General features: G+C 55.6%; 17 protein-coding genes. 8 read left to right on the forward strand and 9 right to left on the reverse strand.

Features of this window, described 5'->3' with window-relative positions; all coding sequences use genetic code 11:
• Positions 1–84 precede the first annotated feature (84 nt).
• From yebS to rsmF, 3 genes are all read left to right on the forward strand, one after another.
• Complete coding sequence (gene yebS, locus B4056_RS15575; protein WP_071668878.1) at positions 85–1329, forward strand: membrane integrity lipid transport subunit YebS; 1245 nt, start codon at positions 85–87, stop codon at positions 1327–1329.
• Entirely contained in the window at positions 1298–3931 is a 2634-nt protein-coding gene (locus B4056_RS15580; protein WP_113655099.1) for a PqiB family protein, read from the forward strand. The genes yebS and B4056_RS15580 overlap by 32 nt, the downstream gene beginning before the upstream one ends.
• Before the next feature lie 75 nt (positions 3932–4006).
• Positions 4007–5431 carry a 16S rRNA (cytosine(1407)-C(5))-methyltransferase RsmF gene (gene rsmF, locus B4056_RS15585; protein WP_094111074.1) on the forward strand — a complete coding sequence of 475 codons (1425 nt, stop codon included), beginning with the start codon at positions 4007–4009 and terminating at the stop codon, positions 5429–5431.
• A gap of 196 nt (positions 5432–5627) precedes the next feature.
• Here the strand turns inward: rsmF and B4056_RS15590 are convergent, their stop codons facing one another.
• From B4056_RS15590 to B4056_RS15600, 3 genes are all read right to left on the reverse strand, one after another.
• Complete coding sequence (locus B4056_RS15590; RefSeq protein ID WP_166713891.1) at positions 5628–5795, reverse strand: hypothetical protein; 168 nt, start codon at positions 5793–5795, stop codon at positions 5628–5630.
• Positions 5796–5962: 167 nt separating this feature from the next.
• Positions 5963–6100, reverse strand: coding sequence for a hypothetical protein (locus B4056_RS15595; RefSeq protein ID WP_158086430.1), 138 nt, complete (start codon positions 6098–6100; stop codon positions 5963–5965).
• Positions 6101–6237: 137 nt separating this feature from the next.
• Positions 6238–6444 carry a hypothetical protein gene (locus B4056_RS15600; RefSeq protein ID WP_039384852.1) on the reverse strand — a complete coding sequence of 69 codons (207 nt, stop codon included), beginning with the start codon at positions 6442–6444 and terminating at the stop codon, positions 6238–6240.
• Between the two features lie 202 nt (positions 6445–6646).
• On the opposite strand from B4056_RS15600, the gene B4056_RS15605 reads away from it, so the two are divergent.
• Positions 6647–6817 carry a hypothetical protein gene (locus B4056_RS15605; RefSeq protein ID WP_039384855.1) on the forward strand — a complete coding sequence of 57 codons (171 nt, stop codon included), beginning with the start codon at positions 6647–6649 and terminating at the stop codon, positions 6815–6817.
• A gap of 106 nt (positions 6818–6923) precedes the next feature.
• Here the strand turns inward: B4056_RS15605 and B4056_RS17075 are convergent, their stop codons facing one another.
• Entirely contained in the window at positions 6924–7100 is a 177-nt protein-coding gene (locus tag B4056_RS17075; RefSeq protein ID WP_419721727.1) for a hypothetical protein, read from the reverse strand.
• Between the two features lie 798 nt (positions 7101–7898).
• Between B4056_RS17075 and B4056_RS15610 the strand changes: the two genes are divergently transcribed.
• Entirely contained in the window at positions 7899–8654 is a 756-nt protein-coding gene (locus tag B4056_RS15610; RefSeq protein WP_288655234.1) for a glycosyltransferase family 25 protein, read from the forward strand.
• Between the two features lie 374 nt (positions 8655–9028).
• Here the strand turns inward: B4056_RS15610 and B4056_RS15615 are convergent, their stop codons facing one another.
• Entirely contained in the window at positions 9029–9376 is a 348-nt protein-coding gene (locus B4056_RS15615) for a YebY family protein (protein ID WP_039384858.1), read from the reverse strand.
• Positions 9377–9567: 191 nt separating this feature from the next.
• Between B4056_RS15615 and B4056_RS15620 the strand changes: the two genes are divergently transcribed.
• Together B4056_RS15620 and exoX are read left to right on the forward strand one after the other, a co-directional pair.
• Positions 9568–9798: a DNA polymerase III subunit theta gene (locus tag B4056_RS15620; RefSeq protein WP_288655237.1), complete on the forward strand. Its 231-nt coding sequence runs from the start codon at positions 9568–9570 to the stop codon at positions 9796–9798.
• Positions 9799–9801: 3 nt separating this feature from the next.
• Positions 9802–10470 (forward strand): exodeoxyribonuclease X, encoded by a 669-nt coding sequence (exoX, locus tag B4056_RS15625; RefSeq protein WP_071668880.1) that lies wholly within the window; start codon positions 9802–9804, stop codon positions 10468–10470.
• Here the strand turns inward: exoX and B4056_RS15630 are convergent.
• Entirely contained in the window at positions 10464–12527 is a 2064-nt protein-coding gene (locus B4056_RS15630; RefSeq protein ID WP_113655098.1) for a prolyl oligopeptidase family serine peptidase, read from the reverse strand. The genes exoX and B4056_RS15630 overlap by 7 nt on opposite strands.
• Before the next feature lie 95 nt (positions 12528–12622).
• Positions 12623–13258, reverse strand: coding sequence for a tellurite resistance TerB family protein (locus B4056_RS15635; protein ID WP_094111071.1), 636 nt, complete (start codon positions 13256–13258; stop codon positions 12623–12625).
• 163 nt (positions 13259–13421) lie between these two features.
• Here B4056_RS15635 and purT point away from each other — a divergent pair, with 163 nt between their 5' ends.
• Positions 13422–14600 carry a formate-dependent phosphoribosylglycinamide formyltransferase gene (gene purT, locus B4056_RS15640; RefSeq protein WP_288655241.1) on the forward strand — a complete coding sequence of 393 codons (1179 nt, stop codon included), beginning with the start codon at positions 13422–13424 and terminating at the stop codon, positions 14598–14600.
• A gap of 50 nt (positions 14601–14650) precedes the next feature.
• On the opposite strand, the gene B4056_RS15645 is transcribed toward purT, so the two are convergent.
• Both B4056_RS15645 and zwf read right to left on the reverse strand, forming a co-directional pair.
• Positions 14651–15289: a bifunctional 4-hydroxy-2-oxoglutarate aldolase/2-dehydro-3-deoxy-phosphogluconate aldolase gene (locus B4056_RS15645; protein WP_094111070.1), complete on the reverse strand. Its 639-nt coding sequence runs from the start codon at positions 15287–15289 to the stop codon at positions 14651–14653.
• 215 nt (positions 15290–15504) lie between these two features.
• Positions 15505–16983, reverse strand: a complete 1479-nt coding sequence (gene zwf, locus B4056_RS15650) for a glucose-6-phosphate dehydrogenase (protein WP_071668883.1) — start codon at positions 16981–16983, stop codon at positions 15505–15507.
• Positions 16984–17247 lie beyond the last annotated feature (264 nt).

Raw genomic sequence — 17247 nt, forward strand, 5'->3', positions numbered from 1 at the left:
TCTCGTACCACAAGATAGTGCAGGCTGCACGTTCTGTTCAGACTGCCGGCAACCGTAACGAATGATGGGCCACTCGCGTCACTTATGAAAATTCACGCTATCAGCCAGAGCTTGCCCCACGCACGTTATCAGCGTTGCCCCCAATGCGATACCCTTTTTTCCTTACCGGATGTGAAATCGCATCAAACGGCTTATTGCCCGCGCTGTCATGCCAAAATCCAGAATGGCCGTGACTGGTCAATGCGTCGTCTGACCGCGATGGCAGTGACAATGCTGGTGCTGATGCCCTTTGCTTTCAGCCTGCCACTGGTTGAAATTCGCTTACTTGGCATGCGCATAAACGCCAGTCTGCTGGAAGGCGTATTGCAGATGGCGCAGCAGGGCAACGTGCTGACAGCCGCCATGGTCGCGTTTTGTACAATCGGGGCTCCGGTGACGCTGGTTGCCGGCATCAGCTATCTGTGGATTGGCAACCGGCTGGGCATGAATCTGCGACCGGTGCTGCTAATGCTTGAGCGGCTGAAAGAGTGGGTGATGCTGGATATCTACCTGGTAGGTATTGGCGTCGCCTCTATCAAAGTTCAGGATTACGCCTCGCTGGCGTTGGGTTATGGTCTGGTCGCTTACGTAGCTCTGACCCTGTTAAGCCTGCTCACTATTATTCATCTTAATGTGGAAGAGCTCTGGGAGCATTACTATCCCCAGTCCATCCCAACCGCGCCGCCAGAGCGCTGGCAGGTGTGCCTCAACTGTCATCACACCGGCATGCCCGATGAGCGTGGTCGCTGTACCCGCTGCCACACGCCGCTTGATTTTCGCCGTCGCCACAGCCTGCAAAAATCCTGGGCGGCGTTAATTGCGTCGATCGTGATGCTGATACCCGCCAACCTGCTGCCGATTTCCGTGGTCTTTGTAAACGGTTCGCGGCGTGAAGACACTATCTTTTCCGGTATCCTCGGGCTGGGCTCAGGCAATATTCCCATTGCTGCGGTGGTGTTTATCGCCAGTATCCTGGTGCCTTTCACTAAAGTGCTGGTGATGCTGACGCTGCTGCTCAGTATTCACTTCAAATGTGAACAGGGGCTGAAAACCCGCATCCGGCTGCTGCGCGTGGTGACCTGGGTGGGACGCTGGTCGATGCTGGATCTGTTTGTTATTGCTTTAACCATGTCGCTGGTCAATCGCGATCAGCTGCTGGCTTTTACCATGGGACCTGCCGCGCTTTACTTCGGCGCAGCGGTAATCCTGACTATTATGGCTGTTGAGTGGCTGGATAGCCGCCTGATCTGGGATGCACATGCAACAGGAAACGCCGACTACACCGACTAGCGCAACCGTGCGTAACAAACGCAAGTTGTCGCCATTCTGGCTTTTGCCCATTATCGCCCTGCTGATTGCCGGCTGGCTTTTATGGACCAATTATCAGGAGCGCGGTACCACCATTACCATCAACTTCCAGACGGCGGACGGCATAGTGCCGGGCCGCACGCCGATTCGCTATCAGGGCGTGGAGGTCGGTACTGTGCAGGGTATTGAGCTGAGTGATGATTATCGCAGCATTCGTATCAAAGCGAGCATCAAAAGCGATATGCGCGACGCCCTGCGCGAGAATACGCAATTCTGGCTGGTGACGCCAAAAGCCTCCCTGGCCGGCGTCTCCGGGCTTGATGCGCTCGTGGGCGGTAACTACATCGGTATGATGCCTGGCGATGGTAAAGAGCGCGACCATTTCACCGCGCTTGATACGCAGCCTAAATACCGGGTCAATACCGGCGAGCTGCTCATCCATCTGCATGCGCCCGATCTCGGTTCGCTTAATACCGGCTCGCTGGTCTACTACCGGAAAATTCCGGTGGGTCACGTCTATGACTACAGCCTTAATAGCAATACTGATGGCGTCACCATTGATGTGCTGATCGAGCGGCGCTTTATCAATCTCATCAAAAAGCAGAGCCGCTTCTGGAATGTTTCCGGTATTGATGCAGATGTCAGCCTGAGCGGCGCGAAAGTGAAGCTGGAGAGTCTGGCCGCGCTGGTAAACGGCGCTATCGCGTTTGATTCACCCGATAAAGGCGAACCGGCTGAGAGCGAGCAGAACTATCAGCTCTATCCGGATCTGGCACACAGCCAACGCGGCGTGCTGATTAACCTCGATCTGCCTGATGGTAACAACCTCAAAGCCAACAGTACGCCTCTGATGTATCAGGGGCTGGAAGTAGGCACCCTGACAAAACTTACGCTGCTGCCTGACGGCAAAGTCTCTGGCGAACTGACGATTGATCCCTCAGTGACCGGCCTGATGCGCAGCGGAACACGTATTGAGATGCGCGCACCGAAACTCAGCCTCACTGACACCAGCCTGAGCAGCCTGCTCACCGGTAACACGCTGGAGCTGGTGCCCGGTAAGGGCGAACCGCAGGACCATTTCAGCGTGCTGCCCGCCAGCGAAACGCTGCTGCAGAAACCGGATGTCCTGACGGTACAGCTTAGCGCGCCGGAAACCTACGGTATCGATGCCGGCCAGCCCCTGGTGATCTATGGCATGAAGATTGGTCAGGTGATCTCGCGCAAACTGGATGAGAACGGCATCAATTTCGTGGTCGCGATTAATCCTGAATATCGTCAGCTGGTGCACGCTGACAGCAAGTTTATCGTCAACAGTCGCCTGAACGTAAAATTTGGCCTTGATGGTATGCAGGTGCTGGGTGCCAGCGCACGTGAATGGGTGGATGGCGGTATTCGTCTCGATCCCGGCGCAAAAGGGAAAGCCTCCAGCCGCTACCCGCTCTATGCAGACGCCGAGCGTGCTGCTGAAGGGATCACCGGCGATCAGCCGCCTGCCACGCTGACGCTGACGGCAACCAGCCTGCCGGACGTACAGGCAGGTTCCGTAGTGCTCTACCGTAAGTTTGAAGTCGGTGAAGTGGTCGACGTGGTGCCGCGTGCGGATGCGTTTGATATCTCAGTGCATATTCAGCCGCAGTATCGCAAGCTGCTGACCAGCGAAAGCGTATTCTGGGCCGAAGGTGGCGCAAAAGTGCAGCTCAACGGCAGCGGTCTGACCGTGCAGGCGTCGCCGATTAACCGGGCGCTGAAAGGCGCCATCAGCTTTGACAATCTGACCGGTGCACAGGCGAAAAAAGGCGTTAAGCGCGTGCTCTATGCGTCAGAAACCGCAGCCCGCGCCGTCGGCAGCCAGATCACCCTGCACACCTACGACGGCAGCAAGCTGGCGGCAGGCATGCCGGTGCGCTATCTCGGTATTAATGTCGGTCAGGTGGAGTCGCTGGCGCTGAGTCAGGATAACAATCAGGTGGTCGCTAAAGCCGTGCTCTATCCGGAGTATGTGCAGGACTTTGCCCGCACGGGCAGCCGTTTCTCAGTGGTATCGCCGGAAATTTCTGCGGCAGGCGTCAACCATCTGGAGACGATTCTGCAGCCCTATGTCAACGTCGATCCCGGCAAAGGTGCGATGGCGCGCAGCTTTGAGCTGCAGGAAAGCACAATCACCGACTCGCGTTACCTGAACGGCCTGAACATTTATGTCGATGCCGCCGAGGCGGGATCGCTCTCCCTGGGTACGCCGGTTCTGTTCCGCGGCGTTGAGGTCGGTACGGTCACCGGCACCTCGCTGGGTAATATGGCCGATCGGGTGCAGATTGCGCTGCGCATCAGTAAAAAGTATCAGCATCTGGTGCGGAATAACTCAGTATTCTGGCTGGCATCCGGCTATAACCTCGATTTTGGCCTGATTGGCGGCGTGGTGAAAACCGGCACCTTCCAGCAGTTTATTCGCGGCGGCATTCAGTTCGCTACGCCGCCAACCGTGCCGCTGGCACCGCAGGCAGGCGCCAACAAACACTTCCTGCTGCAGGATGAAGCGCCGAAAGCGTGGCGTGACTGGGGTACCGCTATCCCTGCTCCGCGCTAAACAACCGGGCAGCCAGCAGGCTGCCCGTTCTCTTTGCGCGTGTTACACTGCGCCCATCATTTGTCAGCGCGGTAAATTGTTGTGTCCAGTCGTTTTCCTGAAGAGTTCATTACCCTCATGCGTGCCAGCCTCCCTGATGAGGCTGAACTGCAACGCTTTCTTGCTATCAGCCAGCAGCCGCTGCGCAAAAGTGTACGCGTCAACACGCTGAAGATCAGCGTGGCTGATTTTCTTGCCCGCACGGCGCAGTATGGCTGGCGGCTGACGCCGGTTCCCTGGTGCGCAGAGGGATTCTGGATCGAGCGCGATGATGAGAGCCTGCCGCTTGGCAGCGTGGCTGAACATCTTAGCGGTCTGTTCTACATTCAGGAAGCGAGCTCGATGCTGCCGGTGACGGCGCTGTTTGCCGCCGCGCCGGACGCACAGCAGGTTATGGATATGGCGGCGGCACCGGGATCCAAAACCACGCAGCTGGCGGCGCTGATGCATAATCGCGGCGCGATCCTCGCCAATGAATACTCCGCCAGCCGGGTCAAAGTCCTTCATGCCAATATCAGCCGCTGCGGCGTCAGCAACGTGGCGCTGACGCATTTCGATGGCCGGGTGTTTGGCGCAGCGCTGCCGGAACAGTTCGACGCCATCCTGCTTGATGCTCCCTGCTCAGGCGAAGGCGTGGTGCGTAAAGATGCAGATGCGCTGCGCAACTGGACGCTGGCCAGCACCGAGGCGATTGCGGCCACCCAGCGCGATCTTATCGACAGCGCTTTTCACGCGCTCAGGCCCGGTGGCGTGCTGATCTACTCAACCTGTACCCTTAACACCATTGAGAATCAGCAGGTCATAGCCTGGTTGCTGACACGCTATCCCGACGCCATTGAGATCCTGTCGCTGCAGGATTTGTTTGCCGGCGCAGAGGCTGCCCTGACGCCGGAAGGCTATCTGCACGTGTTTCCTCACTGCTTCGACAGCGAAGGATTTTTCGTCGCGCGTCTGCGTAAAACCGCCAGCGTGCCGGCACTGCCGGCGCCGGGCTATAAACTCGGGAAACTGCCGTTTGCGCCCGCCAGCCGAAAACTCAGCGCGGAGGTGATGCAGGCAGCGGCTAAGGTGGGCCTGCAGTGGGATGAGAGCCTGACGCTCTGGCAGCGCGATAAAGAGCTGTGGCTGTTTCCGGCCAGCGCAGAGCAGTGGCTGAATAAGGTGCGCTTCTCACGCATTGGTCTGAAACTGGCTGAAACCTTTCCCAAAGGCTACCGCTGGCAGCATGAGGCGGTGATGGCACTGGCCAGGCCTGATGCATCGCTGGCGTTTGCGCTGAATGAAGCGGAAGCGGAAAGCTGGTATCGCGGACAGGATATCCATCCGGAGACACTGCCTGACCGGGATGAAGTCATCGTCACCTGGCAGCAGCAGCCGCTTGGACTGGCTAAAAAAGTGGGCAACCGCATTAAAAACAGCTATCCGCGCGAGCTGGTGCGTGACGGCCGGCTGTTTCGCTAGCAGGCTGCGGCTCATAATCTGATGGTTGAGCGTTAGTTTAACCCAACCGGCATAGTGTAATGCCGGTATGGCGTCGCCATGGAGAGCACAGCATGAAAGGCCGTAAGCAGTTTATCATTGTGTTGATTATGCTGGTGACCGGCAGCCTGCTGCTGCTGGAATCGCTGGCCCGGCTGGTGCATCTGCTGATAGTGGGTTAGCGGGTTATCAAAAATATTGCCAGCATAAAAAATGCCCAGAGACCGGTAAAGGTCATCATACCCAGCCGGCGGGTTTTTGCCTGTCCGACAATTGCACCAATAAACAGGCTGAGGATGGTCAGCGTCCCTGTCATTACCCAAAGTAAATAGTGTGTATCTGCCATTAATGATCTGTCCTGAAATATACGAAACCAAGGCATTTTATACCATTTCAGGCAGTATAACGCTGCTTTACTCTTTCCCGATCTCAGGTACAGCCAGAGAAGCGCTCATTAAAAAACCCGTATAGTGTCAGGCCATACGGGTTAACTGAGTGGTAAATACATCCCGATCAGATTCTGCGCGTGTCATCCACAGGAAGCGCGTCATCATTGGGCACAGCACCGTCATCCATGGGCAAATCTTCATCTGCACCGGGTGCCTGTCCATCATCGGGGATAGGCTGAATATCTTCTGGACGTTCTGACATATTTACCTCCTGACCCTGGGTTGGGTATTTTCAGTATAGGCACTGCTGTCTGACGCTCTGCGGCAGCCTGAGGGATATGTGCGCCAGCCGCAGAAAAAAAGATAAATGTCACACCACTCTTATTTAGCGTCTACGCGTTATTTCCCTTTATCTTCCCAGGGATCTTTCTTTTCATCTTCACTGCTGTCACGCGTACGGGGAATTTCGCCATGCTCATCCGGCGCGTCCTGAACCGGATGGTCATCCTCTTCATACGCATTTCCGGCAGAGGGGGCCGCTTCAGGCAATCCTTTGGCTACATCGCCCTCATGTTTACGCTCTTCATTACTGTTATGTTTGAACATGTTCGCCTCCTGTCATCAAGAACCTAAGTATAGGCAACAGAAGCAATGACGCCATGAATGGCGACGTCTGAGATAAAAATCTGGCCTTACAGCTGTTTTAATCAGGACGATAAAATTAAGCCAGCCGCTGCCGTCAGCGCACAGATTTATCAGCTAGGGTTAATGTGCAACGCCGGGTTGCCTGTTAATCAAGGAGTCTCTGATGAAGCTGTTTTTTAGTGGATTAATTATCTCTGCCAGCCTGCTGATGCTGGCCGGTTGTCAGCAGCCGGAACGCCCGCTGGGTCCGGATGGCCGCCCTGCTCCGCCGATGGAGCATCCGGTGCCCGGCGGGCCGATGAGTAAAGGCCCGGCAGGCCAGCCTGAAGCCTGAGCGCCTGCCAGGCGCTGGATTATTCTGTAGCCATCGGGATAGATGCTGTCGTCAGCAAAAAGTAAAAAGGCCACCCTGAGGTGGCCTTTTGCGTGGCAGAGATCGGTTATCTGTGAAGCATATCGTTATTCATTTTAAGCTTAGCTAACGTATTCATCGCCGCAGGGTTAAGAGCAACCATCGCTGTTTTACAGAATATGCACTTAGCACCCGCCGGATTCTTCTCAGAAACGTCAAATGCGGATTTGCGATACTGCGAGCCCAGACAGTGAGGGCAACGCATAGAAATTGAAACTGAAATAATTTTTATATCCTTTGGTTTAAAACGGCCTTTCGCGGCCTGTCTGTTTATTGTTAAGGGTACAGCATAACTCTTTTTTACAAAACTCACCCTTTGCTATAACAATATAGTACAAAAAAAGAGTTTTGCTGTGTTTTTAAGATCGATACGGACTAAAACATCTGTAACTGAGACAGCGCAACCTGAAGTTAGTGCGGCAGGTAAACCACTTTATTCTCTGAACTTAATCAGTTAGCGGTCTGTCAGCGTCACCGCCGTCACGCTGAATTCAGACAAAACGCAGGGCGATAATGCTGTTTCAGAATAATCACCCGCCATGATTAAATTTGACGAAGTGTGATATCCGTCCTTGACTTTGTCTGTACATATCCGGGAGGGCGAACCATGACTGAGCTACTGCACATTATTTCTGTAGGCACACTCGTTGCAGGTATTTATCTGCTGGAGTGAGCGCTTTACCCGCTGCTGCGCGCGCTTTGCGGGCAGCAGCGGGCAAAGGAAAGGCCCTGCCGAAGCAGAGCCCTGAATTGGTGCGCCTGTTGATCATCATTGATTAGCAAACAGTCCGTCGTTAGATACGGCGCATTGAGTTGTCACCCTTTAAGCGTAGCCTGTTTCAGCAATAAGGCAAACTTTTAACCTGTTTTGTCCGGTTTATAAACTACAGAACGGAGCCAGTTACCGGCTGAGGCCTTATACTCAGCAAGATTGTTTATATGATAATATCTGCATTATTCAGGTCAGGAATGTAAAGGAACCGCACATCGCGCACGGCAGATAATGAAAATTTTTATTGTAAACTTAAAAAGATCGGTCGAAAGACGGAATAAAATTGCATCCCAGCTTGATGCACTTAATCTTGATTACGAATTTGTCGAAGCGGTCGATGGTACGCTCATGACAGCCGATGAAAGAGCTGCCGCAAGTGCACCGATTAATTACGCATTTTTACCCGGAGAGATTGGGTGCGCATTAAGTCATCAAAAAATTTACCAGAAAATCGTCGACAGCAATATTGAAGCGGCAATGATTCTGGAAGATGACATTATTTTCACTCGCGAAGCCAGGGACGTACTGGAAAAAATAAAGCCCGCCAGCCACAGACCAGAAGTGATCCTTTTTAGCCGTGCAAACAGTTATTTATTATCGCCTGTCTCTCATTTAACCCATAAACATACTCTGCATAAAACGCTGCAGGCCACCACCACTCACTCATACGTAATTAACCACAAAGCCGCGCAATCTCTCTTAAAAAACCTGCATCCTATTTGGATCACTGCAGATAAATGGACGCTTTTTGCAGAGCACGCGTTTGTAAGCGTTTTTTCGGTGGTCCCGCATCCGGTTCAGCTCTCCGAAGAGGCCAGCCAGTCTACAATAAACAGTAATAATGATATGAGTGAGATTGCCCGGCAAAAAAAGGTTATCTGGAATCAACTTATGTCATCACGACCGTTAAAAGCCAGGTTAAAACACCGTTTCCGGCGAGCGATCGTTCCACTGTTTTATAAAATAGTGGATCAGGGAAAGGGATAACGCTTCTGTTCTGTCAGGTAGCTGACTGACTATCCGCTAACGCCTGGATTTATCTGTTCAGAACCAGTGCGAGTGCCGTCCGGAGTGAAATGTCGGGTAAATGCTGGGAAACCCCTGAGTTATCTTTCGATAACAACCAGTTAAAAAAAGACCCAATACGATTCCTGTATCGGGTCCAGGGAAATGGCTCGTAGTGAGCCGTGCGCTAAAAGTTGGCATTTTTGAAGGCGAGGTGCCTTGCCTTTTAAAGGTAGTCCAACGGCGAACATTGTCCAGCAAGCAGCCTGAGGCGAGCCGGAAAGCTGCCAACTCTGTGATCGCGCTGGCACTACCAGACGCCTGCAACGCTTTTTGACGGCGGCGTCTGCCGGCTTTTACTTAACGCACAGCTGCTGCGCGCGATCGATAATCGGCTGCAGCGACATTTTACTGCCGGGATGCGCCTTATCATCTGCCAGGATAGTATTAATCGACTGTAGCGTGCCCTGCCCCGCATCGGCACGCGCCAGCGCTTTTTCATTCAGCGGATACTGCAGTAGCGTGCTGGGGTTAATGGCAAACAGTGCGCCATCCTTTTCACAGGTCAGCATCACCTCTTCACGCGTGAAGGGCCACTTTGCCTTACCGATTTCAAAACGACTGACCGTAATAATTTCGCCCGCCAGCGCCTGGCTGCAGAGCGCCAGCAGCAGGCAGGCAGGAATCACTTTTTTCAGCAAAATATTGACCTCATTTCATCTTCACTGACACGGCAGGCAGACAGATTACCCGGCGGGTTTTCCGGCGCTGCCGCTGATGTGGCAGCAGGATACGCCGCCCGATTCAGCGTGTCGAGACCTGCAGTGCGATCCGGTTGCCCTTGATCCTGCTGCATGAAACCATTATTTTTGCCGCTGATTATCAGGAGAAAAGCATGCGTTATAATCTTGCACAGCTGTCGCAGGAAGAGAAATACAAAGTCAACGTTGAGCTGGCGGCGGCAGGCGTCGCGTTCAAAGAGCGCTACAATATGCCGGTCGTGGCGGAGATGGTTGAACGCGAGCAGCCGGAAGCGCTGCGCGACTGGTTCCGCCAGCGCCTGATGCACTATCGTCAGGCTTCGCTCAGCCTTTCCCGCCTGCCCTACGAACCTAAGCAGAAATAACCTATGTTACGCGTGATAGATACAGAAACCTGCGGCCTGCAGGGCGGCGTGGTAGAGATCGCCTCCGTGGATGTTATTGACGGGCAGATAGTCAATCCGATGAGCGATCTGGTCTGCCCGGATCGCCCTATCAGCCGTCAGGCAATGATGGTGCACCGCATCACAGAAGCGATGGTGGCGGATAAACCGCCGATAGAAGCGATCATCAGCCGCTATCACGGCAGCCCACACTATGTGGCTCACAACGCCAGCTTTGACCGCCGCATGCTGCCCGCCATGCCGGGCGAATGGATCTGCACCATGACGCTGGCGCGCAAACTGTGGCCCGGCATTAAATATGGTAATCAGGCGCTGCGGCACAGCCTGAAACTTGAGGTGACGCCGCCTGCAGACCTGCATGCACACCGCGCGCTTTATGACTGCTACGTTACCGCCGCGCTGCTGATCCGTATTATGGAGATCTCCGGCTGGAGTCCGGCAGAGATGGTAAGCCGGACTGAACCGGCTGCGCTCTCCGGAGATATCTTTCCATTTGGCAAATATCGCGGACAGAGTATCAGCGCTATTGCGCGCCGCGATCCGGGTTATCTGCGCTGGGTACTGGACAATGTCCGCGATCTGCGCCCGCCGCTGCGGCAGGCGCTGCGTAAATATGTCAAAGACGATCAGTAATCCACCCGATCCGGCAGGCTGCCCTGCGCCAGAGCAATCAGGAACGTAAATTCCTGCGCAACGCCCTCATAGGATTTAAAGCGTCCCGACTTACCGCCGTGGCCGGAATCCATGTCGGTACAGAGCAGCAGCAGCGCGTCACTGGTTTTATGTTCGCGCAGCTTTGCCACCCACTTGGCGGGCTCCCAGTACTGCACCTGTGAATCGTGCAGCCCGGTGGTGATCAGCAGATGCGGATACGCCTGCGCGGTCACATTATCATAGGGGCTGTAACGGCTGATGTAGTGATAGGCGTCGGGCTGTTCCGGATTGCCCCACTCATCATACTCGCCGGTGGTTAACGGAATAGTAGGATCGAGCATGGTTGTCACCACATCCACAAACGGCACCTGCGCTACCACGCCGTGGAACAGGGTCGGTGCCATATTGACAACCGCGCCCATTAGCAGCCCGCCCGCGCTACCGCCCATGGCGTAGAGACGCTGCGGATCGCCATAGCCTTTGGCCACCAGCCCCTGCGTCACGTCGATAAAATCGGTGAAGCTGTTCATCTTATGCATCAGACGGCCGCTGTCATACCACTGCTGGCCCAGCTCGCCCCCGCCGCGGACATGCACAATGGCATAGATAAAACCGCGCTGCAGCAGGCTGACGCGGCTGGCGCTAAAGTTCGCCTCCATCGTGCTGCCGTAGGCGCCATAGCCATAGACCAGCAGCGGATTTTTACCGCGCTGAAAATATTTCCGATGATAAACCAGCGATACCGGCACTTCGGTACCGTCGCGCGTTTTGATCCACTGGTGCTCACTTCTGTACTCATCCGGATCAAAGCCTGGTATCGGCGTCTGTTTGAGGATGCGTCGCTCCCCGGTCTCCATATTCAGTTCAAACAGCGTATCGGGCGTGGTCATCGAGGAGTAGCCGTAGCGCAGCGTATCGCTCTCCGGCGTGGGGTTAAACGCCAGCCAGGTCACATAGGCGGGATCGTCAAACGCGATACCATAGCTCTCGCCGCTGGCGCGGTTAATCTGCCGCAAAGTACTGACGCCGCGCTGGCGCTCTTCTACTACCAGCCAGCTGCGAAACAGCTGGAAATCCTCCAGAACGACGTGCTCGCGCGCCGGTATCAGCGTCTCCCAGCGCTGCTCCGCCAGCCAGGCGCTGCGGTAGAGACCGAAGTTCTTGCCGTCGCGGTTCGAGCGGATATAAAAATTGTGGTTATAGTGGTCGATGCTGTATTCGTGATCGCGCCGGCGCGGGCAGAATACCTGCGGCTGCGCGTCAGGATACTCCGCGTCCAGCAGCAGGATCTCACTGGTGGTGGTGCTGAAGAGCGCAATCAGAATAAAGTGCTCTGACGTGGTTTTATGCACGCTAAGATGAAAGCTCTCATCCTTCTCTTCATATACCAGCTGGTCATCACTCTGCGGATGGCCCAGCTCATGGCGCCATATCTGATACGCCAGCAGCGTTTTCGGATGTTTGCGCACATAGTAAAGCGTACGCGAGTCGTTTGCCCAGGCTACGCTGGATGAGGCGTTATGTAATACTTCAGGATACCAGCTGCCGCTCTGCAGGTTACGAAAGCGGATACCATACTGACGGCGCGATAAAAAATCTTCCGCCAGTGCCATAACCTGATTGTCCGGGCTGATATCCAGCGCTCCCATGGTGTAGAAGTCGCTGTGCGCAGCGCGCCGGTTGCCGTCAAGCAGCAGCTGCCAGGATGCGTCCGCCCCGCCCTCAACCGGCTGCCGATAAAACGCTGCATATTCGTTCCCGGCCTCATAACGGCGCTGATAGCGAAAGCCGTTTTTCGTATAGGGCACAGAATAGTCCTGACCCGGAATACGATCGACAATCTCTTTCAGCACCTTCTCCTGCAGTGCATTCTGCGACGCCATCATCGCCCTGCCGTAGCGGTTCTCCTCCTGCAGATAGGCAAGCACGCTGGGGTCTTCACGATCGTCATCGCGCAGCCAGAAGTAATCATCAGTGCGCGTATCGCCATGCAACGTCATGACATGCGGAATTTTTTTTGCCTGCGGCTGTTTCATAACGCGGTTTCTCCCGGAGAAATCGTTTTATGCAAGCGTGGCACCAATCAGGCGGGAATGCCAGAACTGCCGCAGGCGCAGCTGTTTCCGACCTCTCAGCCAGCAGATTCTGCGGCGATGTCTCGCTGGATCCCGTCACGAACATCCTCCGGAATATTCAGCGCATCGCCCAGCGCGGTGAGATAACTGCGCTCCATAAAGTGGTCGATATCGACAGCTGCACAGCTGAGCACGTAGAGTTCCAGCGCCTCCTCTTCATTTTTTACTCCAGCCGCCAGCCACTGCGGATCGAGCGGACGCGCCATCGCCTGCTTAATCAGGCTTTCCGCCTGCGCGCCATAGCCCGCCTGCTGAATCTGTTTCTCAATTGCAGCCTGTTCAGCCTCATCAATATGACCATCACTTTTGGCCGCAAATACCAGTGCAGCGATCAGCCGCTCTGCGCGCTGGTCAGGCGGCGTCTGTTGCCCGTCAGTGCCGGATGCGGGCGGATACGCTGTGCGGATACGATCTTTATATTTATTCCATAACAGCGCACCGGCTGCCGCACCGCCGCCCAGCAGTAGCGCCTTGCCGCCAAATTTTGTCAGCAGCTTACGTGACGATTTGCTGCCCGCCAGCACGCCTGCCAGCCCACCCAGTGCCCCGGGCCCCAGGAGGTCACCCAACCCGGAAGTCCCGCCCTTTTTCTTTGCCAGAACCGTCTGAAGCTGCTGCAGCCACTGATTCATTGTTTAACTCCCGTTTAAGTTAGCCCGCTTTATCCTGGCGCAACCTGCGTCAGAAAATGTCAGAGCGGGCAAAGTACGGAAAATCTTTACCGGCGTAAAACGTGAGCGCGCAAACGTTTTCGTATATACTGCTGGCGCTTTTTTGACTGCTAAGGTGACAGGTATGACAACTCTCGGAACGGCACTGCGACCCGGTGCCACGCGCGTTATGCTGCTGGGCTCAGGCGAGCTGGGTAAAGAGGTCGCGCTGGAGTGCCAGCGTTTAGGTGTGGAAGTGATCGCCGTCGATCGCTATGCCGATGCGCCGGCGATGCAGGTTGCGCATCGCAGCCACGTAATCAATATGCTGGATGGCGAGGCGCTGGCTGCACTGATCGCCCGTGAACAGCCGCACTTTGTGGTGCCGGAAATTGAGGCGATTGCCACCGATACGCTGGTTGAGCTTGAAGCCCGGGGGCAGAAAGTGGTGCCGACCGCTCGCGCCGCACGCCTGACCATGAACCGGGAGGGGATCCGTCGTCTGGCCGCCGAAGAACTGAACCTGCCCACCTCACGCTATCAGTTTGCCGACAGCCAGGCGCACTTTTTTACCGCAGCAGAAGCGATAGGGTTTCCCTGCATCATTAAGCCGGTGATGAGTTCATCCGGCAAAGGTCAGAGCTTTATTCGCAGCGCGGACGCGCTGCAGCAGGCGTGGGATTATGCCCAGCAGGGTGGCCGTGCCGGTGCCGGCCGGGTGATTGTTGAAGGCGTGGTCAGATTCGATTTCGAAATTACGCTGCTGACGGTCAGCGCCGTTGACGGCATCCACTTCTGCGCCCCGATCGGCCATCGCCAGGAGGAGGGAGATTACCGCGAATCCTGGCAGCCGCAGCAGATGAGCGCCGCTGCCCTCGCACGGGCGCAGGAGATTGCGGCCAGCGTGGTAAACGCGCTGGGTGGATATGGCCTGTTTGGCGTTGAGCTGTTCGTTTGCGGTGATGAGGTGGTGTTCAGCGAAGTGTCGCCCCGCCCGCATGATACCGGCATGGTGACGCTGATTTCTCAGGATCTCTCTGAGTTCGCTCTGCACGTGCGGGCGTTTCTCGGGCTGCCGATCGGCACTATTCGCCAGTATGGACCGGCGGCGTCAGCCGTGATCCTGCCGCAGCTGGAGAGTCAGGATGTGCGCTTTGCACACGTTGATGCCGCGCTGGGCGCGGGCCTGCAGCTGCGCCTGTTTGGTAAACCGGAGATCAGCGGACAGCGTCGCCTGGGCGTTGCGCTGGCAACCGGAGAGAGCACGGAAGAGGCGGTAGCGCGCGCCGTCGCCAGTGCGGCAGCGATAACCGCCGAAGGCTGACAGCGCTGGCAGCAGGCCATACGCCTGCTGCCAGATATCTGCTTCCCGGGCTACCGCGCGCCCGCTATCGCCTCACGCGCCAGCTGCGTAATCCGCTCCCAGTCGCCCTGCTGCAGCGCCTCATCCGGTACCAGCCACGAGCCGCCGATACACAGCACGCTTTTCAGCGCCAGATAGTCACGATAGTTTGCCGGTGAAATGCCGCCGGTCGGGCAAAACCGTACCTGCGGAAAAGGTCCGGCAAGCGCGGAAAGCGCCTTTACGCCGCCGCTGGCTTCAGCCGGGAAGAACTTGAATTCGCGCAGGCCATGATCCATACCCATCATCAGCTCTGACACGGTGCTGATCCCCGGGATCAGCGGTACCGGCCCCTCTGTTGCGGCCCGGAGCAGCGACTCGGTCAGTCCCGGGCTTATCACAAACTGCGCGCCTGCATCCGTGACCTCTTTCAGCTGCTGCGTATTGATAACCGTACCGGCGCCCACAATCGCTTCCGGCACCTCACGAATAATGGCGCGCAGCGCATCCATCGCAACCGGCGTACGCAGCGTCACCTCCAGCACCCGGATACCGCCTGCGACCAGCGCTTTTGCCATCGGCACAGCGTGCTCAGGCTGCTTTACTACAATAACCGGCACGACCGGCCCGGTGCTCAGCACCTGCTCTGCACTTATCTTCCAGTTCTTCATGAGGTTTCCCTGGTCACCGCAGCCCCGACGGCTGCGTTCTCATCATTAGCGCTTTACCATACAAGATAAAACGGCTTTGCGTCTATGCAACACCACGTGGTGATGCTGCTGTGGACTCTCTCTGCTATGGGCGTTGGCACGCGCTGCGCAAAAAAATACCCCTGCATGGCAGAGGTATTGGTTGAGTCTGAATGGCGCATCCGTACAACGGGCGATTACTCGCTAAATTCGTTCCATGAACGGCCGTCGCGGGTGATCATCGCAACGGAAGCCACCGGGCCCCAGGTGCCTGCCTGATACGGTTTAGAGGCGTCGCCATCCGCATTCCAGGCCTCGATAATTGAATCCACCCAGCCCCATGCTGCTTCTACCTCATCGCGACGGACAAACAGCGCCTGAATGCCGCGCATTGATTCCAGCAGCAGACGCTCATAGGCATCCGCCAGATGTGACTGATTAAAGGTTTCTGAATAGCTCAGATCCAGCTTAGTGGTCTGCAGCTTATGCTTGTGATCCAGCCCTGGTACTTTGTTAAGGATCTCGATATCCACACCTTCATCCGGCTGCAGACGAATAGTGAGTTTGTTCTGCGGCAGTTCAGAATAGGAGTCTTTGAACAGGTTCATCTCCGGGTTCTTGAAATAGACGACGACCTCAGAGCATTTGGAAGGCAGACGTTTGCCGGTGCGCAGGTAGAAAGGTACACCCGCCCAGCGCCAGTTATCAATATCAACGCGAATAGCCACAAAAGTCTCGGTTGCGCTCTGCTTGTTAGCGCCCTCCTCTTCCAGATAGCCCGGTACTTTTTTACCCTGTACAAATCCTGCCGTGTACTGACCGCGTACGGTTTTTTCACGCACGTTGGTTTGATCGATCCGGCGCAGTGAACGCAGTACTTTTACTTTCTCATCGCGGATTGCATCTGCACTGAGATCGGAGGGCGGTGACATAGCAATCATGGTCAGTACCTGCAGCAGGTGGTTCTGAATCATGTCGCGCATCTGGCCCGCTTTATCAAAATAACCCCAGCGGCCTTCAATCCCCACCTCCTCTGCCACGGTGATCTGCACGTGGTCGATGGTGCGGTTGTCCCAGTTATTCACAAAGATTGAGTTAGCAAAGCGCAGCGCCAGCAGATTCAGCACCGTCTCTTTGCCCAGATAGTGGTCAATACGGAACACCTGGCTCTCGTCAAAGAATTTACCCACGCTGTCGTTGATTTCACGCGAGGTTTCCAGCGAGGTACCCAGCGGCTTTTCCATTACCACGCGGGCAGGTTTTGCGTTCAGCTTCGCTGCGCCAAGCCCTTCACAAATGGCACCGAACGTGCTCGGTGGCATAGCAAAGTAGTTAATGGTTACGCGCTCTTTTTGATCGAGCATTTTACCCAGTTTGGTGAAATGCGTTGTATCGTTCACATCGAGGTTACAGAAGTCGAGACGGCCGCTGAGCTTATCCCACAGCGCTTCATCAATCTTCTCTTTCATGAAGGTTTCCAGCGCCTCGCGTACCACTTTGGTATAAGCCGCTTTATCCCACTCCGCACGTCCTACTCCGATAATACGGGTGGTTTCGTGGATCTGACCAGCTTTCTCCAGCTGATAAAGCGAAGGCAACAGTTTACGGCGTGCAAGATCGCCTTTGGCACCGAAAATCACCAGATCGCATGCCTGGGCTGTTTGTGTTACCGCCATTTTCCTCTCCTCGTTGCAGGATCTCCCGGATGTGCATCCTCACCATCCCGGACCTTTATTGTCATGTTCTTACGGCACAATGTACTTTTTTCGCCGCGCCAGGACAAGCGAGCGTCCCGCTGTTCATCGCGACGTCGCGTAACCAACAGGCCGGCGTCCCTGACCAGGGTTTACGTCAGTCATTACAGACGGGGCCTGCAGAAGTATGACAAAGAATTCAGCTTCGCATTTATCTGCCGCTGCGCGAAGGTGTGCTTCACAGAG

This window comes from Pantoea sp. UBA7232 (assembly GCF_002473195.1).
In the GTDB taxonomy this organism is placed as follows: Bacteria; Pseudomonadota; Gammaproteobacteria; order Enterobacterales; family Enterobacteriaceae; genus Pantoea; species Pantoea eucrina.

What these genes read in the sequence shown, in the direction of transcription:
- yebS (WP_071668878.1), top strand. Translation starts at nt 85, where the DNA reads ATGAAAATTCACGCTATCAGCCAGAGCTTGCCCCACGCACGTTATCAG.
- B4056_RS15580 (WP_113655099.1), top strand. Translation starts at nt 1,298, where the DNA reads ATGCAACAGGAAACGCCGACTACACCGACTAGCGCAACCGTGCGTAAC.
- B4056_RS15590 (WP_166713891.1), bottom strand. Translation starts at nt 5,795, where the DNA reads ATGGCAGATACACACTATTTACTTTGGGTAATGACAGGGACGCTGACC.
- B4056_RS15595 (WP_158086430.1), bottom strand. Translation starts at nt 6,100, where the DNA reads ATGTCAGAACGTCCAGAAGATATTCAGCCTATCCCCGATGATGGACAG.
- B4056_RS15600 (WP_039384852.1), bottom strand. Translation starts at nt 6,444, where the DNA reads ATGTTCAAACATAACAGTAATGAAGAGCGTAAACATGAGGGCGATGTA.
- B4056_RS15605 (WP_039384855.1), top strand. Translation starts at nt 6,647, where the DNA reads ATGAAGCTGTTTTTTAGTGGATTAATTATCTCTGCCAGCCTGCTGATG.
- B4056_RS17075 (WP_419721727.1), bottom strand. Translation starts at nt 7,100, where the DNA reads ATGCGTTGCCCTCACTGTCTGGGCTCGCAGTATCGCAAATCCGCATTT.
- B4056_RS15610 (WP_288655234.1), top strand. Translation starts at nt 7,899, where the DNA reads ATGAAAATTTTTATTGTAAACTTAAAAAGATCGGTCGAAAGACGGAAT.
- B4056_RS15620 (WP_288655237.1), top strand. Translation starts at nt 9,568, where the DNA reads ATGCGTTATAATCTTGCACAGCTGTCGCAGGAAGAGAAATACAAAGTC.
- exoX (WP_071668880.1), top strand. Translation starts at nt 9,802, where the DNA reads ATGTTACGCGTGATAGATACAGAAACCTGCGGCCTGCAGGGCGGCGTG.
- B4056_RS15630 (WP_113655098.1), bottom strand. Translation starts at nt 12,527, where the DNA reads ATGAAACAGCCGCAGGCAAAAAAAATTCCGCATGTCATGACGTTGCAT.
- B4056_RS15635 (WP_094111071.1), bottom strand. Translation starts at nt 13,258, where the DNA reads ATGAATCAGTGGCTGCAGCAGCTTCAGACGGTTCTGGCAAAGAAAAAG.
- purT (WP_288655241.1), top strand. Translation starts at nt 13,422, where the DNA reads ATGACAACTCTCGGAACGGCACTGCGACCCGGTGCCACGCGCGTTATG.
- B4056_RS15645 (WP_094111070.1), bottom strand. Translation starts at nt 15,289, where the DNA reads ATGAAGAACTGGAAGATAAGTGCAGAGCAGGTGCTGAGCACCGGGCCG.
- zwf (WP_071668883.1), bottom strand. Translation starts at nt 16,983, where the DNA reads ATGGCGGTAACACAAACAGCCCAGGCATGCGATCTGGTGATTTTCGGT.